Source organism: Denitratisoma sp. DHT3 (genome assembly GCF_007833355.1).
Taxonomy (GTDB): Bacteria; Pseudomonadota; Gammaproteobacteria; order Burkholderiales; family Rhodocyclaceae; genus Denitratisoma.
On the sequence record NZ_CP020914.1, the window covers coordinates 3153487 to 3176321 of the forward strand.

General features: G+C 64.1%; 22 protein-coding genes and 5 pseudogenes. 13 read left to right on the plus strand and 14 right to left on the minus strand.

What is annotated here, in order from left to right:
* Positions 1 to 27 precede the first annotated feature (27 nt).
* Positions 28 to 609: a molybdopterin adenylyltransferase gene (mog, locus tag B9N43_RS14530; RefSeq protein ID WP_145842912.1), complete on the minus strand. Its 582-nt coding sequence runs from the start codon at positions 607 to 609 to the stop codon at positions 28 to 30.
* Positions 602 to 1153, minus strand: a complete 552-nt coding sequence (gene yjgA, locus B9N43_RS14535; RefSeq protein ID WP_261379341.1) for a ribosome biogenesis factor YjgA — start codon at positions 1151 to 1153, stop codon at positions 602 to 604. Before yjgA ends, mog begins: the two co-directional genes overlap by 8 nt.
* 41 nt (positions 1154 to 1194) lie before the next feature.
* Here yjgA and pmbA point away from each other — a divergent pair, with 41 nt between their 5' ends.
* Positions 1195 to 2532: a metalloprotease PmbA gene (gene pmbA / locus B9N43_RS14540; protein WP_145842914.1), complete on the plus strand. Its 1338-nt coding sequence runs from the start codon at positions 1195 to 1197 to the stop codon at positions 2530 to 2532.
* A 6-nt stretch (positions 2533 to 2538) separates the two neighbouring features.
* Positions 2539 to 3624, plus strand: a complete 1086-nt coding sequence (locus B9N43_RS14545) for a TRAP transporter substrate-binding protein (protein ID WP_145842915.1) — start codon at positions 2539 to 2541, stop codon at positions 3622 to 3624.
* 4 nt (positions 3625 to 3628) lie between these two features.
* Here the strand turns inward: B9N43_RS14545 and B9N43_RS14550 are convergent, their stop codons facing one another.
* A complete protein-coding gene (locus tag B9N43_RS14550; protein ID WP_145842916.1) occupies positions 3629 to 5086 on the minus strand; it encodes a TRAP transporter large permease subunit in 1458 nt (485 codons plus the stop codon).
* Positions 5083 to 5646 carry a TRAP transporter small permease subunit gene (locus B9N43_RS14555; protein WP_145842917.1) on the minus strand — a complete coding sequence of 188 codons (564 nt, stop codon included), beginning with the start codon at positions 5644 to 5646 and terminating at the stop codon, positions 5083 to 5085. The genes B9N43_RS14550 and B9N43_RS14555 overlap by 4 nt, the downstream gene beginning before the upstream one ends.
* Positions 5647 to 5753: 107 nt before the next feature.
* Between B9N43_RS14555 and glyA the strand changes: the two genes are divergently transcribed.
* The 3 genes from glyA (at position 5754) to ribD (ending at position 8977) form a co-directional block, all read left to right on the plus strand.
* Positions 5754 to 6998 carry a serine hydroxymethyltransferase gene (glyA, locus tag B9N43_RS14560; RefSeq protein ID WP_145842918.1) on the plus strand — a complete coding sequence of 415 codons (1245 nt, stop codon included), beginning with the start codon at positions 5754 to 5756 and terminating at the stop codon, positions 6996 to 6998.
* Between the two features lie 221 nt (positions 6999 to 7219).
* Positions 7220 to 7684 carry a transcriptional regulator NrdR gene (gene nrdR / locus B9N43_RS14565; protein ID WP_145842920.1) on the plus strand — a complete coding sequence of 155 codons (465 nt, stop codon included), beginning with the start codon at positions 7220 to 7222 and terminating at the stop codon, positions 7682 to 7684.
* 192 nt (positions 7685 to 7876) lie between these two features.
* The gene (gene ribD / locus B9N43_RS14570; RefSeq protein WP_222428748.1) at positions 7877 to 8977 is read left to right on the plus strand and encodes a bifunctional diaminohydroxyphosphoribosylaminopyrimidine deaminase/5-amino-6-(5-phosphoribosylamino)uracil reductase RibD; all 1101 of its coding nucleotides are present in this window, start codon (positions 7877 to 7879) and stop codon (positions 8975 to 8977) included.
* A 78-nt stretch (positions 8978 to 9055) separates the two neighbouring features.
* On the opposite strand, the gene B9N43_RS17430 is transcribed toward ribD, so the two are convergent.
* From B9N43_RS17430 to B9N43_RS14585, 4 genes and pseudogenes are all read right to left on the minus strand, one after another.
* A complete protein-coding gene (locus B9N43_RS17430) occupies positions 9056 to 9202 on the minus strand; it encodes a hypothetical protein (protein ID WP_222428749.1) in 147 nt (48 codons plus the stop codon).
* Positions 9203 to 9226: 24 nt separating this feature from the next.
* On the minus strand, positions 9227 to 9703 hold the full coding sequence (locus tag B9N43_RS14575) for a group II intron maturase-specific domain-containing protein (protein ID WP_222428750.1): 477 nt from the start codon (positions 9701 to 9703) through the stop codon (positions 9227 to 9229).
* Between the two features lie 21 nt (positions 9704 to 9724).
* Positions 9725 to 10002 (minus strand): annotated as a pseudogene (locus B9N43_RS14580) (hypothetical protein).
* Between the two features lie 65 nt (positions 10003 to 10067).
* Positions 10068 to 10419 (minus strand): annotated as a pseudogene (locus tag B9N43_RS14585) (DUF2958 domain-containing protein).
* 373 nt (positions 10420 to 10792) lie between these two features.
* On the opposite strand from B9N43_RS14585, the gene B9N43_RS14590 reads away from it, so the two are divergent.
* The 7 genes and pseudogenes from B9N43_RS14590 to B9N43_RS17805 all read left to right on the plus strand — a co-directional run.
* Positions 10793 to 11122, plus strand: a complete 330-nt coding sequence (locus B9N43_RS14590) for an ArsR/SmtB family transcription factor (protein ID WP_145842922.1) — start codon at positions 10793 to 10795, stop codon at positions 11120 to 11122.
* A gap of 12 nt (positions 11123 to 11134) precedes the next feature.
* A pseudogene (locus B9N43_RS14595) lies at positions 11135 to 11200 on the plus strand (glyoxalase/bleomycin resistance/dioxygenase family protein); the annotation flags it as partial.
* A 48-nt stretch (positions 11201 to 11248) separates the two neighbouring features.
* Positions 11249 to 11608: an arsenite efflux transporter metallochaperone ArsD gene (gene arsD, locus B9N43_RS14600; protein ID WP_145842923.1), complete on the plus strand. Its 360-nt coding sequence runs from the start codon at positions 11249 to 11251 to the stop codon at positions 11606 to 11608.
* A 13-nt stretch (positions 11609 to 11621) separates the two neighbouring features.
* Positions 11622 to 13388: an arsenical pump-driving ATPase gene (gene arsA, locus B9N43_RS14605; RefSeq protein WP_145842924.1), complete on the plus strand. Its 1767-nt coding sequence runs from the start codon at positions 11622 to 11624 to the stop codon at positions 13386 to 13388.
* Positions 13389 to 13417: 29 nt separating this feature from the next.
* A complete protein-coding gene (gene arsB, locus B9N43_RS14610; protein WP_021204056.1) occupies positions 13418 to 14497 on the plus strand; it encodes an ACR3 family arsenite efflux transporter in 1080 nt (359 codons plus the stop codon).
* 14 nt (positions 14498 to 14511) lie between these two features.
* Positions 14512 to 14934, plus strand: a complete 423-nt coding sequence (gene arsC / locus B9N43_RS14615; protein WP_145842925.1) for an arsenate reductase (glutaredoxin) — start codon at positions 14512 to 14514, stop codon at positions 14932 to 14934.
* A gap of 64 nt (positions 14935 to 14998) precedes the next feature.
* A pseudogene (locus B9N43_RS17805) lies at positions 14999 to 15145 on the plus strand (arsenical resistance protein ArsH); the annotation flags it as partial.
* A gap of 49 nt (positions 15146 to 15194) precedes the next feature.
* On the opposite strand, the pseudogene B9N43_RS14625 reads toward B9N43_RS17805, so the two are convergent.
* The 6 genes and pseudogenes from B9N43_RS14625 to B9N43_RS14650 form a co-directional block, all read right to left on the minus strand.
* Positions 15195 to 15589, minus strand: a pseudogene (locus B9N43_RS14625) (Arm DNA-binding domain-containing protein); the annotation flags it as partial.
* Between the two features lie 352 nt (positions 15590 to 15941).
* Positions 15942 to 16607, minus strand: coding sequence for an OmpW/AlkL family protein (locus B9N43_RS14630; protein ID WP_315904548.1), 666 nt, complete (start codon positions 16605 to 16607; stop codon positions 15942 to 15944).
* Positions 16608 to 16711: 104 nt separating this feature from the next.
* Positions 16712 to 19414 carry a PAS domain S-box protein gene (locus B9N43_RS14635; RefSeq protein ID WP_186453843.1) on the minus strand — a complete coding sequence of 901 codons (2703 nt, stop codon included), beginning with the start codon at positions 19412 to 19414 and terminating at the stop codon, positions 16712 to 16714.
* Between the two features lie 44 nt (positions 19415 to 19458).
* Complete coding sequence (locus B9N43_RS14640; RefSeq protein WP_186453844.1) at positions 19459 to 20652, minus strand: PleD family two-component system response regulator; 1194 nt, start codon at positions 20650 to 20652, stop codon at positions 19459 to 19461.
* 52 nt (positions 20653 to 20704) lie between these two features.
* Positions 20705 to 21709, minus strand: coding sequence for an HD domain-containing phosphohydrolase (locus B9N43_RS14645; protein ID WP_145842929.1), 1005 nt, complete (start codon positions 21707 to 21709; stop codon positions 20705 to 20707).
* A 102-nt stretch (positions 21710 to 21811) separates the two neighbouring features.
* Positions 21812 to 22135, minus strand: coding sequence for a helix-turn-helix domain-containing protein (locus B9N43_RS14650; protein WP_145842930.1), 324 nt, complete (start codon positions 22133 to 22135; stop codon positions 21812 to 21814).
* Between the two features lie 144 nt (positions 22136 to 22279).
* Between B9N43_RS14650 and B9N43_RS14655 the strand changes: the two genes are divergently transcribed.
* Positions 22280 to 22825: a helix-turn-helix domain-containing protein gene (locus B9N43_RS14655; protein ID WP_145842931.1), complete on the plus strand. Its 546-nt coding sequence runs from the start codon at positions 22280 to 22282 to the stop codon at positions 22823 to 22825.
* The last annotated feature ends 10 nt before the right edge of the window (positions 22826 to 22835 follow it).

Below are 22835 nucleotides of genomic sequence, written 5' to 3' on the forward strand. Positions count from 1 at the left end.
GGGCGAGCCGAAGAGGGGCGAGCCAAATCAGCGCCGCAGCGCTGATTTCGGGCGGAAGGCCTTCACTACCGCTTCGTGGGTCTCGGCGTAAGGTCCGCCGATCAGGTCGATGCAGTACGGCACGGCGGCGAAGATGCCGGGCACGACCTGCTTGCCCTCGGCGTCCTTGACGTCTTCCAGCGTCTCCTTGATCGACTTGGGCTGGCCGGGCAGATTCAGGATCAGGGTTTTGCCACGGATCACGCCGACCTGGCGCGAGAGGATGGCGGTGGGCACGAACCGCAGCGAGATCTGCCGCATCTGCTCGCCGAAGCCGGGCATCACCTTGTGGGCCACGGCCAGGGTGGCCTCGGGCGTCACGTCGCGCGGCGCCGGGCCGGTGCCGCCGGTGGTCAGCACCAGGTGGCAGCCGACCTCGTCGCACAGTTCGATCAGGGTCTTTTCGATCAGCGCCTGTTCGTCGGGAATCAGCCGCGTCTCCATGCGCCAGGGGCTGGCCAGCGCGGCGCCGAACCACTCCCGCAGCGCGGGGATGCCCTGGTCCTGGTAGTCGCCGGCGGAGGCCCGGTCGGAAATCGAGACCAGGCCGATCAGCAGTTCGTCAGTCATACGTGTCTTCCCGCTCTTCCGTCATAACGTCGGGTGTGTCGGCGGCACCGGCGTCCACCAGATTTTTCAGCACCTGGAAAATTTCGCGGAAGGCCCGCGGCGGCTTGCCCAGTTCCTGCTCCTTCAGGGCGTTGCGGCGCAACTGGCGCAGATACTGGATGTCGGTGCCGGGATATTCGCGCGCGATCTCGCCGATCACGTTCTCGTTCTCCAGCAAGCGCTGGCGCTGGCGCTCCAGCCCGTGCAGGCGGGCGTTGGCGGCGGCGGAGACGCCGTTGATCTCGTCCAGCGCGGCCTGGATCGGCGCCGGCTCGACCGCCCGCATCAGCTTGCCGATGTACTGCATCTGGCGCCGGCGCGCGCCGTGGCTGCCGAAGCGCTGGGCGTCGCGCACCGCGGCGCGCAGGTCGTCGGGGAGATCGATCTTTTTCAGTTGATCGGTAGAGAGGGCGACCAGCGCTTCCCCCAGATCCTGCAGCGCGTTCATTTCGCGCTTCTTCTGGGATTTGCTGGGCCGTTCGGGGTCGGTATCGAAGGTTTCCACGGGTATGATTATAGCTTTCCGTCCTTCCAACCGTCCCGATCATGTCCGGCTCCACCTTCAGCAATTCCCAGGAAAGTCTGCGCCAACTGGCTCAGGACGCCCTCGACTACGCCCGTGCCGGCGGCGCCAGCGCCTGCGAGGTGGATGTCTCGGAAGGCTTCGGCCAATCGGTGTCGGTGCGCCGCCAGGAAGTGGAGACCATCGAATACAACCGCGACAAGGGCATCGGCGTCACGGTGTACCTGGGGCAGCGGCGGGGCCACGCGTCCACTTCGGATTTTTCCGCCGAGGCGTTGCGCTCCACGGTGGACGCGGCGCTCTCCATCGCCCGCTTCACGGCGGCCGACGACTGCGCCGGCCTGCCCGACGCAGCCCTGCTGGCGCGTGAATGGCGGGATCCGGATCTCTACCATCCCTGGTATCTGACGATGGACGAGGCCATCGACATCGCCCGGCGCTGCGAGCAGGCGGCGTTCGACGTCAGTCCCCTGGTGAAGAACTCCGAGGGCGCCAGCGTCTCGATCCAGCAGTCCCACTTCGTTTCCGCCAACAGCCTGGGCTTCATGGGCGGCTATGCCTCTTCGCGCCACTACGTTTCCTGCTCGGTGATCGCCGGCGAGGGCGACGACATGCAGCGCGACGACTGGTATTCCGGACAGCGTGACCCGCTGGCGCTGGCGGCGCCGGAAGCCATCGGCGACTATGCGGCACGGCGCGCCCTGGCCCGACTCGGCGCCCGCAAGCTGAAGACGCGCAAGGCACCGGTGCTGTTCGAGGCGCCGCTGGCGGCCGCGCTGATCGGCAACTTCACCCATGCGATCAGCGGCGGCAGCCTCTACCGCAAGTCGTCCTTCCTGCTCGATGCGCTGGGCCAGCAGGTGTTCCCCAGCTTCATGCAGATCGTCGAGCGTCCCCACATTCCCGGGGGGCTGGCCTCCAGCCCTTTCGACGACGAGGGGGTGGCGACCCGCGACCGCGATCTGGTGGCCGACGGCGTGCTGCAGGGCTACCTGCTTTCCTGCTACACCGCCCGCAAGCTGGGGATGCAGACCACCGGCAACGCCGGCGGCGCGCACAACCTGATCGTTCCCGGCAGCGTGGATTTCACCGGTCTGATCCGGCGGATGGGCACCGGCCTGCTGGTGACGGAACTGCTGGGCCAGGGCGTGAATTACGTGACCGGCGACTACTCCCGCGGCGCCGCCGGCTACTGGGTGGAGAACGGCGAGATCGCCTATCCGGTGCATGAGATCACCATCGCCGGCAATCTGAAACAGATGCTGCGCGGCATCGTGGCGGTGGGCAACGACGTGCTGGTGCGGGGCTCCAAGCAGGTGGGCTCGATCCTGGTCGATGGCATGACCATTGCCGGAAACTGACCGCTCATGGAGCGTCGTCGTTTCCTGCAAGGCGCCGGACTCGCGGCGGCGACGCTGCCGGCGCCTGTGTTGGCCGATGGTCCACGGATCAAGTGGCGTCTGGCGTCGAGCTTCCCCAAGAGCCTGGACACCATCTTCGACGCCGCCAACACCGTGGCGCGCCGGGTGGCCGCGGCCACCGGCGGGCGCTTCCAGATCCAGGTCTTCGCCGCCGGCGAGCTGGTGCCGGGGCCGGGCGTGTTCGACGCGGTGAGGGAGGGCACCGTGCCCATCGGCCACACGTCGAGCTACTACTACATCGGCAAGAACCCGGCCTTCGCCTTCGACACCGCGATGCCCTTCGGCCTCAACAGCCGTCAGCAGACCGCCTGGATGATGCAGGGCGGGGGGCTCGCCCTGATGCGGGAGCTGTTCCGCCCCCACAACATCCTCTGCATTCCCTGCGGCAACACCGGCGCCCAGATGGGCGGCTGGTACCGCAAGGAGATCAGGACGCTGGCCGACCTGAAGGGCCTCAAGTTCCGCGTCGGCGGCCTCACCGGCCAGGTGCTGGCGCGGCTGGGCGTGGTGCCGCAGCAGATTCCCGGCAGCGAGATCTATCCGGCCCTGGAGAAGGGCGCCATCGACGCCGCCGAGTGGGTCGGCCCCTACGACGACGAGAAGCTGGGGTTCAACAAGGTGGCGCGCTATTACTACTTCCCCGGCTGGTGGGAAGGCGGCCCCCAGCTCAGCATCTACGTCAATCTCCAGGAGTGGGCCAGGCTGCCGGCCGAGTACCAGACCATCCTCGAGGACGCCTGCCTGTACGCCCACGCCGACATGCAGGCCGCCTACGACGTGAAGAACCCGCCGGCGCTGAAGCGCCTGATCGAGTCCGGCACCCGGTTGCGGCGGTTTTCCGACGAGATCATGCAGGCCGGATACCAGGCGGCGACCGCCATCTACCAGGAGAACGCCGCCAGGAACCCGGAGTTCCGCAAGGTCTACGACGCCTGGCAGCGGTTCCGCAACGAGCAGGTGGCCTGGTTCGGCATCGCCGAACGGCCCTACGACAATTTCATGGCCGTGGCGGGGCGCGCCGGCCCCCGCTGAAGGCTCAGGGGCGCTCGCCCCGCATCTGCCGCAGGAACACCTGTCCGGGATCGTCGACGTCCATCGCCTGGCCCGACCCCGCGCCGCCCGGTTCGAACGATTCCACGCCGACTTCTCCCGCCGGGGCCTGGGCGGGCTTGGTGCTGCTCGCCAGATGCGGGAAGGCGATCACCAGTCCCACCATCAGCAGCTGGATCAGCACGAACGGCACCGCGCCCCAGTAGATGTCGCTGCTGCGGATCGTCGGCGGCGCGACCGAGCGCAGGAAGAACAGGGCGAAGCCGAAGGGCGGATGCATGAAGGAGGTCTGCATGTTGATCGCCAGCAGCACGCCGAACCAGACCAGGTCGATGCCGAGCTTGTGCGCCACGGGGGCGAGCAGGGGCACCAGGATGAAGGACAGCTCGAAGAAGTCGAGGAAGAAGGCCAGCACGAAGACCAGCAGGTTGACGGCGATCAGGAAGCCCAGTTGCCCGCCGGGCAGGTGGTGCAGCAGGTCCTCCACCCAGACGTGGCCGTTGACGCCGTAGAAGGTGAGGCTGAAGACCCGCGCGCCGAGCAGGATGAAGACCACGAAGGTGGTCAGCCGCGCCGTGCTGTCCATCGCCTGGCGCAGCAGCGCCCAGGACAGGCGGCGGCGCAGGATGGCCAGCGCCAGGGCGCCGGTGGCGCCCATCGCGCCGCCCTCGGTGGGCGTCGCCAGGCCGAGGAAAATGGTGCCCAGCACCAGGAAGATCAGCCCCAGCGGCGGCACCAGCACCGTGACCACCTTCAGCGCCATGCGCCGGCCGCCCAGGCTGCGCGCCGCCGGCGGCAGGGCCGGCGCCCAGTCGGGGCGGACGATGGACACCGCCAGCACGAACAGGGCGTAGCAGCCGGTCAGCAGCAGACCGGGCAGCAGCGCGGCGGCATACAGGTCGCCCACCGAGCGTCCCAGCTGATCGGCCAGGATGATCAGCACCAGCGAGGGCGGGATGATCTGCGCCAGGGTGCCGGAGGCCGTGATGACGCCGGCGGCCAGGCGATGGTCGTAGCCGTGGCGCAGCATGATGGGCAGCGAGATCAGCCCCATGGAGATCACCGAGGCGGCGACGACGCCGGTGGTGGCGGCCAGCATCGCGCCCACCAGGATCACCGCGTAGGCCAGTCCGCCGCGCACCGGGCCGAACAGTTGGCCGATGGTGTCGAGCAGGTCCTCGGCCATGCCGGAGCGTTCCAGGATCAGTCCCATGAAGGTGAAGAACGGCACCGCCAGCAGGGTTTCGTTGTTCATCACGCCGAACACCCGCTCCGGCAGGGCCTGGAACAGGGCCGGCGGCAGCACGTCGAGGGCGATGCCGATCAGGCCGAAGAAGATGCCGTTGGCGGCCAGGGCGAAGGCCACTGGATAGCCGGCGAGCAGGAACAGGATCAGGGAGGCGAAAATGACCGGCGCCAGGTTGGCGGCAAGAAATTCCATCATGTCCGTTCCTCGTCCGAGGGATTCGCGGACCGGGCCGGATCGGGCGCCAGTCCGGCGAGGAAGGCCGCCCGTTTGATCAGTTCGGAGCCGCCTTGCAGGGCCAGCAGCAGGAAGCCCAGCGGCATGAACAGCTTGACCCACCACAGGGTCAGTCCGCCGGCGTTGGCGGAGACCTCGCCGGAACGCCAGGCGTCGAGGAAATAGGGCCAGCAGAGGGTGAGCAGCAGCAGCGCGAAGGGCAGCAGGAACAGCAGGGTGCCGAGGATGTCGATCCAGACCTGGACGCGGCGCGGAAAGCGGCCATAGACCACGTCGATGCGCACGTGCTCCTGCTTCAGCAGGGTGTAGCCGCCGCCGAGCAGGAACAGGGCGGCGAACATGTACCACTGGCCTTCCAGGTAGGCGTTGGAGCTGCTGTCGAAGATCTTGCGCACCAGCGCGTTGCCGGCGGACAGCAGCACCATCGCCAGCACCAGCCAGGGGATGGCGCGGCCGATGCGCTGGTTGAGGGCGTCGATCAGGCGGGAGATGGCGAGCAAGGGCGCGAGCAGGGTTTTCATGGTTCCTCCGGCGGCGCATTGTGCGCCATGGATGGCCGCGGGGGCCGGAGTCGGCGCCCGCCCCCATGATAAAATTCGCCGTTTCCCCTCATTCCACGGATAGCGCCATGTTTTCCAAGCAGAACTCCCTTGCCAAGACCGATCCCGAGCTGTGGGCCTCGATTCAGGACGAGAATCGCCGCCAGGAAGATCACATCGAACTGATCGCCTCGGAGAACTACGTTTCCTGCGCGGTGATGGAGGCCCAGGGCTCCCAGCTCACCAACAAGTACGCCGAGGGTTATCCGGGCAAGCGCTATTACGGCGGCTGCGAACATGTCGACGTGGCCGAGCAATTGGCGATCGACCGCGCCAAGAAGCTGTTCGGCGCCGAAGCCGCCAACGTCCAGCCCAACTCCGGCTCCCAGGCCAATCAGGCGGTGTTCATGGCTTTCCTCAAGCCCGGCGACACCATCCTCGGCATGAACCTGGCGATGGGCGGCCATCTGACCCACGGCTCGCCGGTGAACATGTCCGGCAAGTGGTTCAACGTGGTGCCCTACGGCCTCGACGCCAAGGAGGAAATCGACTACGTCGAGATGGAGCGCCTGGCCCGCGAGCACAAACCCAAGCTGATCATCGCCGGCGCCTCGGCCTATGCGCTGAAGATCGACTTTCCGCGTTTCGCCAAGGTCGCCAAGGAAGTCGGCGCCATTTTCATGGTGGACATGGCCCACTACGCCGGCCTGGTCGCCGCCGGCTTCTATCCCAACCCGGTGCCTCATGCCGACGTGGTGACGACGACCACCCACAAGACCCTGCGCGGCCCGCGCGGCGGCCTGATTCTGATGAAGGCCGAGCACGAGAAGGCGATCAACTCCGCGATCTTCCCCGGCTTGCAGGGCGGCCCCCTGATGCACGTGATCGCCGCCAAGGCGGTGGCGCTCAAGGAGGCGATGTCGCCGGAATTCAAGAGCTACCAGGAGCAGGTGATCCAGAATGCCCAGGTGATGGCCAAGGTGCTGATCGCCCGCGGCTTGCGCATCGTCTCCGGCCGCACCGAGTCGCACGTGTTCCTGGTTGACCTGCAAGCCAAGAAGATCACCGGCAAGGCCGCCGAGGCGGCCCTGGGCCGGGCCCACATCACGGTCAACAAGAACGCGATTCCCAACGATCCGGAGAAGCCCTTCGTCACTTCCGGCATCCGCATCGGCTCGCCGGCCATGACCACCCGCGGCTTCACCGAGATCGAGGCCGAGCAGGTGGCGCACCTGATCGCCGACGTGCTCGACGCCCCCGAGGACGAGACCGTGCTGGCCCGGGTGCGGGGCGACGTTGCCGCCCTGTGCAGGAAATTCCCGGTGTATGGCTGACGCCGGGAACGGAGGAAACCCATCCCGACGGCCTGGCCGTCGGGTACGTTGGTGAATGTTGGTCCTGGATTGATTGGTTCCTGGTGAACTACAATCCAGGATGGCGGGCAGGGCCTGAAAATTGAGTGTCAGTCGGGGTGCGGGTCGGGTCATTGCTCTCTGACCGGGCGTATCTTATTGTTTCTGTTTAGGCAACAATCCAGGGCGGTCGATTTCCACATATGAAGTGTCCCTACTGCGCCGGCGGCGATACCCAGGTGGTGGACTCCCGGGTCAATGAGGACGGCGACACCATCCGTCGCCGCCGGCGCTGTCCGGCGTGCGACAAGCGTTTCACCACCTACGAACGGGTGGAATTGCAGCTGCCGCAGATCGTCAAGAAGAACGGCAGCCGCGCGGCCTACGACCGGGAAAAACTCGAAGGCAGCATGGCGCTGGCCCTGCGCAAGCGTCCGGTGACCACCGAGAGCATCGACGCGGCGCTGGACCGGATCGAGGAAAAACTGGTGGCCCTGGGCGAGCGGGAGATTCCGTCCGGGCGCATCGGCGAACTGGTGATGCGGGAACTCAAGAAACTCGACAAGGTGGCCTACATCCGCTTCGCCTCCGTGTATCGCAACTTCGAGGACGTCGACGAGTTCTCCGACGCCATCCGCGAAGTGCAGGCGCCGCGCGTCGGCGGCTGAAACGTTGCGGTGGAATCGCCGATTGGAACGGCAGGTTTACTATTCGAGCGTAGCGAGCCGACATCGTCACCTCCCCCGGAGAGGGGGAGGTTGGGAGGGGGCGGGCCTTCTGATGTTTTTCCGGCCAAACGGCAAAGTTCTTCACCGAAGCTTTCACTGTTTGCTTCCGATTTGGCCGATTTAGGATAATTGATGTTTTCCGACAGCGATCATCGATACATGGCCCAGGCCCTGCGCCTGGCCTGGCGCGGCCTGTGGACCACCACGCCGAACCCGCGCGTGGGCTGCGTGCTGGTGCGGGAAGGCCGGGTGGTGGGCGAGGGCTGGCATGAAAAGGCCGGCGCGCCCCATGCCGAGGTGCACGCCCTGCGCGCGGCCGGCGAACTGGCCCGCGGCGCCACCGCCTACGTGACCCTGGAGCCCTGTTCCCATCACGGCCGCACGCCGCCCTGCGCGGAGGCGCTGCTCGCCGCCGGCGTGGGGCGGGTGGTGGCCGCCATGCAAGACCCCAATCCGCAGGTGGCGGGCCAGGGGCTGACCCTGCTGCGCCAGGCCGGCGTCGAGACGGCGGCGGGTCTGCTGGAGGCCGAGGCGCGGGAATTGAACATCGGCTTCCATTCCCGCATGACCCGGCAGCGGCCCTGGCTGCGGCTCAAGGTCGCCGCCAGCCTGGACGGCAAGACCGCGCTCAACAACGGCCAGTCGCAGTGGATCACCGGCCCCGAGGCACGGCGCGACGCCCACCGCTGGCGTGCCCGCAGTTGCGCGGTGCTGACCGGCATCGGCACGGTGCGGGACGACGATCCGCGCCTGACGGTGCGCGATGTGCCCACCACGCGCCAGCCGTTGCGGGTGGTGGTCGACAGCCGTCTGGAGACGCCCGCCGAGGCGAAGATCCTGGATGGCGGCGCGGTGTTGATCGCCTGCGCCGACGCCGATGCCGCGCGCGCCGACGCCTTGCGGGCCAGGGGCGCCGAGATCGTCGTCGTGCCCAATGCCGCCGGCAAGGTGGATCTGCCGGCGCTGCTGGCGGAACTGGCGCGCCGCGGCGTCAATGAAGTGCTGGCCGAGGCCGGCTTCAAGCTCAACGGCTCCCTGCTGCGGGAGGACTGCGTGGACGAACTGCTGATCTACCAGGCGCCGATCCTGATCGGCGACGCGGCCCGCGGCATGTTCGACCTGCCCGAACTGCGGCAACTCGCCGACCGGCGCGAGCTGGACATCCGCGACCTGCGCAAGGTGGGACGCGACCTGCGCTTTCTGGCGCGGCTGCGTCAGCCCCAATCGGGATAGGGGGCGGCCATTATAGGCTGCGCCCCTCCCACAGCACCCGGCATGCGGGTCCGCACCGGGCGGTTCGAGAAGTTGAGGTCATGAGAGACGGGGTACGCCGAGTTTGTCGAAATAAGCAATGGTGAGCACCCGTTTGATGTCGCCATCGCTGTTTCGCCACCCGCATCGGGAATTCCCTGCCACGCGTGCGGCTACAGGCTCGGCGGCGCCGAGGTTGGTCAGCACCCGGTAGATCGTACTACCGCGCTTCTAGTGCTTGAGTTGTATTGCCCGTAGCCGGTGCCGCAACCATTCGTCCAGCGTGCGCCAGACGCCCGGCGTTTGCGCCAACCCAAAGTAGGCCTTCCATCCCAAGAGGTAAGGTCGCAACCGCTCGATGACTTCCGCCATACTGCGCCCGCCCGAGCGCCGGGTCAGTTGCCGCACCCGCTGCTTGAACGTCGCCAGCGGCTTCGCCGCCACCTTGCGTTTCACTCCTTCCTTGGCAAACCAGAAGCTGTAGCCCAGGAACTGCCTTTCCGTGACGCTCGCCACTGCACTCTTGGTCTCATTGACCTTGAGCCGCAGCTTGGCGTAGCTCTTGCGCAGCAGAGCCATCGCCCGCTCGTCTGCACGGCGGCTGTGCGCATAGACGTTGCAGTCGTCGGCGTAGCGTACGAAGCAAGCATCGCGCGGCGGGGATAGACCGCAGGGCTTTCCCCTGGAGGCAAGCGCAGCGCGCAGCACCCCGTCAGGGGCGCGAAGGCATCACGCCGAGTCGTCAGGGTGCAGGCTGGATTCCGCAACCGGCATCCACGGCGAAGTCGAGTTCAGGTAGTAGCGCCTGCCACGCGCATACAGCCCCGAAGGCTCGGTGGTCTGGTAGAGCCCGGTAACGCGCGCCGGAACTGCGCGCCAAACTCGTTGGTGTAGATCACTGCGTCGCCGACCTTGAAGCGCAGGGGCTGGCCGTTCTCCGGCGCGAACGGCTTGAGCGCATCGTGCTGCGCCGTGATTTCGATGATGTAGTCGTGATGGCTGCTCATGGCATTGATCTCCTGCAAAGGTTGAGAAAGCACAAGGAGCGCCTTGCGGCGCTCCCAAGGCCAGGTCAGACAGCGATCCGCCCGGCCAGACGCGCATCGCGCGCATAGGCGCTCAACCGCTTTTCGGCCCGGAAAGACAGGTCACGCTCGATCGGCAGGCCCAGCCCGCCGCGCACGGTCGCCAGCTCGCCCAGGCTGACCCAGCCGATTTCCGGCATCCCCAGGCCCAGGCCGCAAAGACCAAAGGCGTGGTCGTGGTCGTCGGGATCAATCTCGGTTCAGCAGCCAGGTCGCGCCGCCATCCGGCGTGAACAGCTTGACCACGGGTGCCGGATCGAAGTCCGGGTTCTCCAAGGATTCGCGGCCGTTGGCCAGCAGCAGCGCACGCTGCTCGTCGGTGATGAATGCGCAGTTCATGGTGAACTCCTGAAAGGTTGCCGGGCGGAATTGCCCGACCCTTTCGGGGCACGGCGCAGCGCAAGCAGTCAGGGGTCAACGACGGCCGCCAGGACGCAAGCGCCATCGGCGCGCAGCCCTTGACGGTGAGCACGCCGTGGCACGATGAAGGAAACAGCAAGACCGCCTCCCTTGCACCTCCATATGCGTCGGTTTTAGGCGAGCGGAGCACGCAGGTCGGAGGCGTCAGGGGGGGGGGCAAAGCCGGATGGCCGTGATTCGACACGAAGCGCGGGGCACAGCCCGCGAACCCGACGGCGGTATGCCTGGATGCGAGGAGCTTTTTCTGATGGTTACTTGCTCATTGATTCAACAAATGTTGTACTATCGAACCATGAACGAAAATAAAGCTGTTTCCGCCCTCGGTGCCTTGGCTCACACCCAGCGTCTGCGCGTATTCCGCGCCCTTGTCGTCGCCGGCCCCGAGGGGCTGACGCCCAGCGTACTGGCCGACCACCTCGACGTCGCCCGCAACTCCCTGTCCTTCCATCTGAAGGAGCTGGCTCACGCTGGCCTCGTCACCATCGAGCAGCAAGGGCGCAACCTGATCTACCGCGCCGACTTCGCGCAGATGAACAGTTTGCTTGGCTACATGACCGAGCACTGCTGCCAGGGCGGCGTATGCGAAGTCACTGAATCTCCCTCCACCTGTGCCTCCTGCTGAAAGGAACTCTCCATGAAGCGCTTCCACGTCCACCTGCGCGTCGATGACTTGAACCGCAGCATCGGCTTCTATTCCCAAGAGTGAAGAGCGTCACTTCATCAACAACCAAATTTGAAAGGACACCCCATGCCAAACATCCAGATTTTCGACCCGGCGCTGTGTTGCAGCACCGGCGTATGTGGCGTTGAAGTGGATCAAAACTTGGTGAACTTCGCCGTCGATGTGGATTGGGCCAAGCAAAACGGTGCTCAGGTCGAACGCTTCAACCTGGCGCAGCAACCCCTCGCTTTCGCCGAAAACCCGACTGTGAAAGGCTTTTTGCAACGCTCGGGCCAAGAGGCTCTGCCCCTGGTTCTGGTCGATGGTGAGGTGGCCTTGGCCGGCCGCTACCCCAGCCGAAGCGAATTGACCCGCTGGGCTGGCATCGAGGCGCCCGAAGCCTCTCCAGCCCAAAACGACTGCTGCTCTGGCGGCCGCTGCTGCTGAACGAGGAGATTCCATGCACTTCCTGACCCAGCCGCCTCGCTTCCTGTTTTTCACCGGCAAAGGGGGCGTCGGCAAGACCTCCATCGCCTGCGCAACGGCCGTGCAACTGGCGACCCAGGGCAAGCGTGTCCTGCTCGTCAGTACCGACCCGGCTTCCAACGTGGGGCAGGTTTTCGGAGAACGCATCGGAAACCACATCACGACGATTGCCGCCGTGCCGAATCTATGGGCACTGGAAATCGACCCGCAGGCAGCCGCGCAAGCGTACCGTGACCGCATAGTCGGCCCAGTGCGAGGCGTGTTGCCCGACGCGGTAGTGGATGGCATCGAAGAATCCCTGTCGGGTGCCTGCACCACCGAGATCGCCGCCTTCGACGAGTTCACGGCCCTGCTGACCGATGCGGCGCTGACGCAGGATTACGCGCACATCATTTTCGACACAGCCCCTACCGGCCACACCATCCGCCTGCTGCAACTGCCGGGCGCATGGAGTGGCTTTCTGGAAGCAGGCAAAGGCGATGCGTCGTGCCTGGGGCCGCTGGCGGGCCTGGAAAAACAGCGCAGTCAGTACAAGGCTGCGGTAGATGCGTTGGCCGATCCCTTGCGCACTCGCCTGGTGCTGGTTGCCCGTGCGCAGCGCCCCACGCTGCGCGAGGCGGCCCGCACCCATGAAGAACTGGCCGCTATCGGCCTGTCACAGCAGTACCTGGTCATCAACGGCGTATTTCCTGCCAGCGAGGCCGAAACCGATACGCTTGCCGCTGCCATCTACGAAAAAGAGCAGGCTACGCTGACCGCCATTCCGTCTGTCCTCCAGGCGTTGCCTCGGGATCAGATCGCGCTCAAGCCGTTCAACCTCGTGGGCCTCGACGCCCTGCGCCACCTGCTGGTCGATACCGACGCCATGTATGGCGCCGATGCCATCGAGCTGCCCGACCAGATCAATGCACCGGACTTGTCCGCCCTGGTCGATGAAGTCGCTGCCGATGGGCACGGTCTGGTCATGGTGATGGGCAAGGGGGGCGTGGGCAAGACCACGCTGGCCGCCGCCATTGCCGTGGAGCTGGCGGGCCGGGGCCTGCCAGTGCATCTCACCACCTCCGACCCGGCTGCGCATCTGGCCGACACGCTGGAAGGTTCGCTTCCCAATCTGGCGCTCAGCCGCATCGACCCGCAGGAGGCCACGGCGCGCTATCGCCAGCATGTGATGGACACCAAGGGCGCGCAGCTCGATGCCGAAGGCCGCGCCTTGCTGGAAGAAGACCTGCGCTCGCCCTGCACCGAGGAAATCGCGGTGTTCCAGGCATTCTCCCGTGCCATCCGCGAAGGGGGCAGAAAGTTCGTGGTGATGGACACCGCGCCCACGGGCCACACCTTGCTGCTGCTCGACGCCACCGGCGCATACCACCGCGATATCGCCCGGCAGATGGGTGAGACGGGCGTTCACTTCACGACGCCGATGATGCAGTTGCAAGACCCGAAGCAGACCAAGGTGCTCATTGTCACCCTGGCCGAAACCACGCCCGTGCTGGAAGCGGCCAACCTGCAAGACGACCTGCGCCGCGCGGGCATCGAGCCGTGGGCCTGGATCGTTAACAACAGCGTGGCGGCCGCACATCCGCATTCCCCGCTGCTGCGCCAGCGCGCACGCAACGAGTTGCGGGAAATCGACGCCGTGGCCACACAACATGCCCGACGCCATGCTGTCGTGCCGCTTCTGACCGAAGAGCCGGTGGGAGTGGAGCGTCTGCGGGCTTTGGCAAACAGGAAAACCTCATGAATCACGACAGCCCCCAAAGCGGGCATTCGATGCTGAACACGCCCTCGCGCCTGTCCTTCCTGGATCGCTATCTCACCGTCTGGATTTTCGCCGCGATGGCGCTGGGTGTTGCATTGGGCACGTTCTTCGACGGTTTGCCCGATGCGCTCAATGCGCTCTCGATCGGCACGACCAACGTCCCGATCGCCATCGGCCTGATCCTGATGATGTACCCGCCGCTGGCCAAGGTGCGCTACGAGACGCTGCACGAGGTCTTCGCCGACCGGCGCGTGCTGCTGCTGTCACTGGTGCAGAACTGGATCATCGGGCCGGTGCTGATGTTCGTGCTGGCGGTGATTTTCCTACGCGACCAACCGGAATACATGACCGGCCTGATCCTGATTGGACTGGCACGCTGCATCGCTATGGTGCTTGTGTGGAACCAGTTGGCGCGTGGTGATAACCAGTACGTCGCGGGCCTGGTCGCCTTCAATTCGATCTTCCAGATCCTGTTCTTCTCGACCTATGCCTGGTTCTTCCTGTCGGTGCTGCCGCCTGTGTTCGGCCTGCAAGGCAGCGTCATCGACGTGGGCTTTTGGACGATCACCGAGGCGGTACTGATTTACCTGGGCATCCCGTTCCTGGCCGGCTACCTGACCCGGCGCTCGCTGATTCGACGCAAGGGCCAGGACTGGTACGAGCGTGCATTCCTGCCGCGGATCAGTCCCATCACGCTGGCGGCGCTACTGTTCACCATCGTGGCCATGTTTAGCCTCAAAGGTGCCGACGTGGTGCGCCTGCCGATGGACGCGCTGAAGATTGCCGTGCCGCTGACACTCTACTTCGTGATCCAGTTCCTCATCAGTTTTTTCATGGGTCGGCTGATCCAGGCCGACTACCCACGCACCACCGCCATCGCCTTCACTGCCGCAGGCAACAACTTCGAGCTGGCCATCGCCGTGGCTATCGCGTCGTTCGGCCTGGCTTCGCCTGTCGCCTTCACCACGGTGATCGGGCCGCTGGTGGAAGTGCCGGTGCTCATCCTGCTGGTGCATGTCGCCTTGCGGCTGGGCCGCCGGTGGCGGCTCAAGGGCGCCAGCATGTATTCCGCCAACCCCACGAATCCCTGAACCGAGGCAATGGCATGAGCCAGATCACCATCTATCACAACCCCGACTGCGGTACGTCGCGCAACGTGCTGGGCTTGATTCGCAACAGCGGCGAAGAGCCGACCGTCATCGAATACTTGAAAACACCCCCCGACCGCGAGACGCTGAAAACGCTGATCGCCGCGATGGGCGTGCCAGTGCGTGCGGTGCTGCGCGAGAAAGGCGCACCTTATGCGGAATTGGGCCTGGATGATCCCAAGTGGAGCAACGAGCAGTTGATCGACTTCATGCTCCAGCACCCCATCCTCATCAACCGCCCCATCGTGGTCACGCCGTTGGGCACACTGCTGTGCCGACCTTCGGAAGCGGTGCTGGACATCCTGCCCCAGCCGCAGCGCGGTGCATTCAGCAAGGAAGACGGCGAAGCCGTCGTGAATGCGGAAGGCCGCCGTGTCTGAATCCAGAATCGACCTGCCCAATATCGACACCGCGCTGCTCCAGCAACCCGATGCCCAGCGGCTGATGGCGCCCGAGCGTGCCACCCACGCGCCGCGCTTCCTGCTGCTCTACGGCTCGCTGCGCGAACGCTCGTTCAGCCGCCTGGCTGTCGAAGAAGCGGTGCGCATCCTGAGCGCGCTCGGCGGTGAGACACGGATGTTCAACCCCTCGGGCCTGCCGTTGGTGGATGACGCACCTCACGATCACCCAAAGGTTAGGGATAGCCGTCCTGCGTGCTGGGCTTGTTGCGCTTCTTGGAGTAGTCCTCCAGAATTTCTTGCACAACTCGGCCATCGTGGGCGCCTTGCGTGCCTCGGTCTTGGCACCGCCGGGGTCGCCGCCCCGGCGAACCTCGGCCAGCCAGTCCTGCGCCTTGACCCGTGCCTGTTCGACGGTCAGTTCCCCGTAAAGCCCCAGTGAGGGCTTGCGGGGTTGGCCGGAGTTCGTGCGGTACTGGAGCATGAACACCCGGCGGCCTGTCGGGGTAATCTTGCACAGGAAGCCGGGCACCACGGTATCCCGCAGTTCAACATCCTTGGCCTGGGGTTGGGCCGCCTCCACGGCGGTCTTGGTGAGCTTGTCTTTGCCATGATGACTCCTTGGAACGACCCGGATTCCAGGAGCCAGATAGGAGCGGCGCGAGGGAGAACCGGGTCAAGTTTCAGAAAGCACCGGCATATGATGGACGCGCGTAAGTTTTTGATAAACCTGCTGTATCGAGCTGCGGCGCAGTCTAGCGAACTACCGGGCTGGAGTCATGGTGAAATAAAAAACCCGAGCCAAGGCTCGGGTTTGCTGACAATCTATAAAGCTTTTCCGCCGCGCCGCCTTTCCCACGATGGGGAAAAGCGGCACGCAGCGCCAGCCGCAATCCATCGGTGCTGCTACAACGTTCCCTCAAACATCCGAGCGCCGCGAGCCGTATCGACCCCCCCCCGGAGGGGGGCGAAGGGGGGCGAGCCTAAAATTAGAAGCGGAAGCCGTAGCCGATGCCGAACAGGATCGGGTCCAGATTCACCTTGCCCAGCTTGGTGCCGTTCAGTTTCACGTCGGAGGCGATGTAGACCTTCTTCAGGTCGACGTTGATGAAGCTGTTGGCGCCGATCTTGTAGTCGAAACCCAGTTGCAGCGCACCGCCCCAGCTGTCGTTCTCGATGCTCAGGGGGACGACCTTGTTCACCTTCTTGGAGGAGATCGAGGTGTAGTTGACGCCCGCGCCCACGTAGGGACGGAAGTTGGCGTCGGGCATGAAGTGGTACTGCAACGTCAGCGTCGGCGGCAGGGCGTCGAAGGAACCGAGGTTGCCGAGGGTCTTCGAGGTGACGTCGAGTTTTTGCGGATAGGTGAGAATCAGCTCGGCAGCGATGTTCTTGGTGAAGAAGTAGGTGAAATCCACCTCTGGAATGGCCTTGTCCTTCACATAAACATCACTCTTTGACAGACCGAGCACACCGGCGTCGGACCAGTCCTTGACGGGCTGGATGTCGACGGCGCGAACGCGGAACATCCAGTTTCCTTCCTCTTGGCCGGCGATCGCGGAGGAACTGCCAAGAGCAGCAGCAATTGCCAGAGTAAAAAGCTTGGTTTTTTTCATCATGCGCTCCGTTAGTAGAAAAACCATGTCAAAGACCATGGTTTATTGTGCGTCGCAAGATGAAGGGTGTTCTTGATGTAAGTCAAATTTGATTCATATCATATTTCAGATGGAATGACGGATGATCAGGGGTGCGACGGGCGTCAGGAGCGCATGGGAATGCCGATTTCTTCGGCCAATTCGCGTACGGCGTTTTCGGCGGTACGGAAGTCGAAGTCATCGATCAACGCATTCAGGGCCGCCAGGCGCGCCGCCGGCAGCAAGGTCGATAGCCGCTTCAATACCGGTTCGGCGTTGTCCGGATTGTCCGTGTCCAACGCCTGCAAAAGTGCCATCAATAAAGGCGCCACCTGTTCCGCTGGCACTGGAGCGGTATCGATGGCGTGGTCCGGCACGGCCTCCGTGGGAGGGGCATAGCGTGCAATCGACCGCAGCGCGGTTTCCAGGGCGTGCCGCAGCTGGGAGAGCAGGTCGTCGGCGTCATGGCCCGCCTTCAGTGTTCGCTCGATTGCAGCGGCCTGGCGCGCCACATCGACCAACGCCAGATTCGCGGCGGCGCCCTTGAGCTTGTGCGCCTGCGCCGCGGCGGCACCGGTGCCCGCGGTGCCCAGGATGTCCGCGAGGGTGCGGGCGCTGTCCGCGTATTCAGCGGCGAACTTTTGCAGAATCCTGCGGTACAGCGCCGGTTTGCGCCAGATTGACAAGCCTTGCCGGACATCGATTCCCGGCAATGTTTCCTCCCCGTCCCCGTCCCTTGCTCCGGCCGCCGGTGGCGCTTCCGCGCTCGATCCTCGTCGGGGTCGCGGCACGGGCGCGGCAACGGAAGGGGGCGGCAGCCATCGCAGCAGGGTGGTGTAGAGATGGTGGGGTTCCACGGGTTTGGCGATGAAGTCCGTCATGCCCGCTTCCGTACAGGCCTGGCGATCCTCGACGAAAACATTGGCGGTCATCGCCAGAATGGGCTTTTCTTCAAATCCGGGCAGATGGCGAATGATGCGGGTCGCCTCCAGTCCGTCCATTTCCGGCATTTGCACGTCCATCAGGATCAGGTCGTAATGTCCGGTACGCGTCTTGTCCACGGCTTCACGGCCGTTTTCCGCGGTGTCGATCGAGAGCCCCGTTTCCTTGAGCAGGTGCCAAACCACATCGCGATTGGTGGCGACGTCGTCCACCACCAGAATTCTTGTGCCGGTATGGCGGGAAAGCTCGGCCAGAACGTCGGTTTCTTCCGCTCTCACCTTGGTCTCGATATCCAGCACGGTGCCTCGGCCATGCTGTAGACAGGCCGTAAACCAGAAGGTCGAGCCTTTGCCGGGCTTGCTGTCCACGCCGGCGCCGCCGCCCATCAGGTGCGCCAGGTGCCGGGTGATGGCCAAGCCCAGGCCGGTGCCGCCATATTTCCGGGTGGTGGAGGAGTCCGTCTGTTCAAAGGCGACGAAGAGCTTGTCCAGCTTGTCGGCGGGAATGCCGATCCCGCTGTCTTCGACCTCGAAGCGAATTTTCAGGGCGTCGATTCCTTCTTCGAGGAGACGCGCCCGCATCGTGATGCCGCCGCGCTCGGTGAACTTGACGGCGTTGCTGGCGTAGTTGAGCAATGCCTGCCGGAGCCGCACCGGGTCGCCATGCAGCCAGGCGGGAACGTCGCCCACGTCCATTCTCAGTTCGAGTTGCTTCGTGCGCAGTTGACCGGCGAGTATGGAGCCGACATCGTCGAACAGCGCATCCAGATGGAAATCCGTCTGGTCGAGTTCCAGATGGCCCGCCTCGATCTTGGACAGATCGAGAATATCGTTGATGATGGACAGGAGATGCTGCGCGGCGGAATCGATTTTCTGCAACTGCGCGAACTGCTCCGAGGTCAGTCCATTGCGGCGCAGCACATGCGCGAATCCCAGGATGGCATTCATCGGCGTGCGGATTTCGTGGCTCATGTTGGCCAGAAAAGCGCTCTTGGCGCGATTGGCCTGCTCGGCTTCGGCCCTGGCTCTTTCCAGTTCCGCGGTGCGCTCCAATACCTTGAGCTCCAGATGCTGATTGAGTTCGGCCAGCGTTCGTTGCGTGGCCTTGATTTCGGTGATGTCCTCCTTGATGCCGAGGTAATTGACAATCTTGCCGTCCGGCCGGCGCACGGGCGAGGTATGGACCAACTCGACGTATTCGCTGCCGTCCTTGCGCCGGTTGATGAATTCGCCTTTCCACGCGTCGCCGCGGGTGAGATGCGCCCACATGTCCTCGTAGGTCGCCCTGGGGGTCTTGCCGGACTGCAACAGGCGCGGATTCTTGCCCCGGGCTTCGGCAAGCGTATAGCCGCTCGATTTCTCGAAGCTCGGATTGGCATATTCGATACGGCCGGCCAGGTCGGTGATGACGATGGTGTTGGGGCTTTGTTCGACGGCCTGCATCAACCTGGACAACTGGGCATCGTGCCACCCTCGGTTGCCGATGTCGCCGATGTTGCGAACAACGGCCATGAAACCCGATTCCGTACCCTTCTTGTGCACCCGTTGAAGCAGGATCTCCACGGGAATGTCGTGTCCGCGCTTGTGGCGATGAACGGTCTCGAAGGTCAGTGCCGGCTGTGCGTCCTCGCGCAGCGGGCGTACCAGATCGATGAATCGTTCCCGGGTGAATTCCGGCGTGATGTCCAGCAGCGTCATCCGCGTCAGTTCCTCGGCGCCGTAGCCCAGCATTCGCACGCAGGCCGGATTGCAGAAGGTGAACCTCCCTTCCAGGTCGATTCCGTGAATCGCTTCGGAAACGGAATCCAGCAGCAGCCGGAACCGCTCCTCGCTTTCGATCAGCGCCTGCTCGGCCTGTCTGCGTTCGGGCTCGAAGCGGAAATGCATGGGTTGCGCGCCCCTCGAAATGGACGGTCTGGACCAGATTCCGCTCAAACCCATACCTCGGTCGTCGTGACTTCTTCCGCATCGGTCTCGATCACGGTGTCGCCGGCTTTGTTCAGGCCATCGAGGATCCGTTCGAATTGCCCTTCCAGTTCGAGACCGGCGGCAAACAGCGCCAGGACCTTGTCGGTCGAGGAGCGAACGAGGTCGCTGATCATCTGTTCCTGATCCTGCGTCAGGCCGAGCTTGTAATACTCGTTTTCGAGGTTTTCCACCATGAGGCCAAGCTCGCGGCGGGCTTCCAGTTGCTGATGGCGATACTGCTCCCTCAGCATCGTCACCGCGGTGCGGCTGTGATGCGTGAGCGCCTGCACTTCCCGCGCCTGGCCGATGATGCCCTGGCGGATGGCGATGGATTCGATGGCGGCATCCGCGGCCTCCGCCACCACGGCGACGTAGTCGCGGATGCGGCCGGCGAGCACTTCGTCCTGAAGCGGCATGTTGGCGACGAAAATCGAGATCCGTTCGTAATTGACGATCAACCGGCTGCGAAACTGGAAGATCCGCTCCATCGAACGCGACTGATCGAGGATGGATTGTTCGAGCGGGCTCGCGGGCCCGGACTGCTTCAGGGTCAGGCTTGCATGGGCCGTGCGCAACTGCGCCACGCTGTCGTAGCCATAGGGCGCGAGCATCGCGATCACCCGCTTGCCCAATGATTCGAGGCTGTGGCTGCCCAGCAGACTGCGCAGATACTTCTGTATCGACCCCATTTCATCGAGACTGGTCAGGGCCAGTGATGACATTTCCTCCGCAGCGGTCAGGTCGTGCCTGAGCGTCAGCAGGTTTTTCCGGGCACGCATGGCAAGCGCCACCTTGCGGACGAGTTCCTCCGGCACCAGGGGCTTGGTGATGAAGTCGTTGCCGCCCGCGTCGTAGCTGGCGAGACGGGAGTCGAGATCGTTGTGGCTCGAAACGAACATGATCTGGACCTCGGCATGGCCTGCCGCGCGAATGCGCCGGCATACCTCGTAACCGTTCATGCCGCCCATTTCGATATCGAGCAACAGCAGATCCGGCAGCGCTTCGCCGCCCTCGGCGTATCGCGCCAGGCATTCCTCGCCGGAGACGCACTCGGCGGGCTGGAAACCGGCACCTTCGTCCTGCAAGGCCGCCACGACAGCCATGCGGCAAATTTCGTCGTCGTCGATGATGCAGATGTGAAATTGACCGTCATTCATGGCGGCATCCGATAAAGGTTGATCGTGGGGTCTTCGATGGACAACAAGAAACTCAGGCCGTGCGGTGCTGCAACCGCGACTCGCGCGCGCCCCATTCATCTTTGATGGCGAGAATCCGCGGCGTGATATCCACGAAGAGATTCATCAGACGCGGCTCGAAATGCGTGCCCGTCTCGGCAATCATGGTTTCGAAGACGCGATCGACATGCCACGCCTCCTTGTAGGGACGTCTCATGGTCAGCGCATCGAAAACGTCCGCGATTGCGACGATGCGTGCCACTTCCGGAATGGCCTCTCCGGCCAGATGCCGCGGGTAGCCGTTGCCGTCCCATTTCTCGTGATGGCAGTGCACGATCGTCGCCGCCAGTTGAAGGATGGGCACCTGGCTTCGAGACAGGATTTTGTGGCCGATGGTGGAGTGGGTCTGCATGGTGCTCCACTCCTCTGCATCCAGCTTTCCGGGTTTGCACAGGATGGCGTCGGGAATGCCGATCTTGCCGATATCGTGCATCGGCGCCGCGAGCCTGATGTGTTCGCAACTCGTTTCGTCCCAGCCGGATGCAGACGCCAGTTCCGCGCTGTAGGCGGCCATGCGCCAGATGTGGAGTCCCGTATGGCTGTCCTTGAATTCTCCGGCCTGGCCCAGCATGTTGATGGCGTCGAGATAGCTTTGCTCCAGTTGTTTCGCGCTCACCAGAGAGATATGGGCGCGCACCCTGGCGCGGACGATGACGGGAGATATCGGCTTGGTGATGTAATCCACCGCGCCCGCCGAAAATCCGGTCGTTTCGTCGCCCACTTCCGACAGGCCGGTGACGAAGATCACCGGAATATTCGCGCTCTCCGGATTTTCCTTGAGCTTGCGGCATACCGTGTAGCCGTCCATGTCCGGCATCAGGACGTCGAGCAGGATCAGGTCGGGGTGATGCTTGGCCGTTGCCGCCAGCGCCTCGCTGCCGCTGCGCGCGAAGACCAGTGAGTACTCCGCGGCAAGTACGCCACGCAGCAAGGCCAGATTGCCGGGCTCGTCATCGACGACCAGAATGGTGTAAGCCATGCGAACTCGTGAATGGACGATCGGCCGGTTCTATCGTGTTTGCCGCGCCGCGATCTCGCGGCGGTGCGGCGGACGGATCCTCCGCAGCGCGGCGCATGATGTCTAAATCGTGAGGATCAGATTGCCATTGACGGGCCGCGACGGGGCGTTACACTGCAAGGCGCGGATTCCACGGGGCTTCAGGCTGCCGTCCTCGTTGTAGCGGCTGGGCCAGATTTCCATTGGGTGCAGTCCCAAGGCATCCGCAATGCGCTTTTCGTTGGCCGGAAGGCTCCGGACCAGGGCGGCGGACATGGAGGTCGAGTCTTTCAGTCCGTATGCCAGGGCAAGGTTCTTCAGCGTCCAGCCGGCTTTGTGCAGGGCCGCCTTGATGTCGGCCGGGTGCCAGTCTTCTCGACTGGCTTTTTTTGCGGGTGTCTTGTTCATCTTTCTGCATCCGTTGTCGGGTTGCGATGGATGAATTAGATATGGTTAAACATGCCATGTCAACCGGATAAACATGGCTTGTGCGCCGTCGCTCCAGTCGGGTTGATGTAATTACATGCTTTTTCTTTTTGGTCAGGGCGTTGCGTGAAGCGTCAAGCGGCAGGCGAGTTGACGCTTTCAGTTGACGCTTTGGGTAAGGAAAGCGTCAATCGTGAGATCGGCCAGCGCATGGCGCAGGCCCGCAAGGCTATCGGCCTCACCCAGGACGAGTTTGGCAAGGCCGTAGGCGGCTCAAAGCCCGGGATTCAGGACAACGAGAAGGGGAAGACCCTGCCTGGAGGCAAGGTGTTGTTCGGCTTTGTGAAAGCCGGCATCAATGTGAATTGGGTATTGACGGGCGAAGGCTCGATGCTGCTTGCCGACCTGGGGACGAATGCGCCAAAACGGGGCTACTCCACCGATGCTGGCCGCCCCTTGAAGGCCACAGAGCCTCAAGTCCAGGTTTTCAGCCCCGCAGTCCTGGAGGACGTCGTTCAAGGGCTTGAAAAGGTTCTTTCAGACGCTGGACGCGTCTTGCCGCCCGCCAAGAAGGCCGAGGTCATTGCCTTGCTCTACCAGGAGATTGCCGAGATCGAGGATGCGGAATCCAGGCGGAATCGGGTGTTGCATCTGGTGCGGTTGGTGTCATGACCGTTTCCGC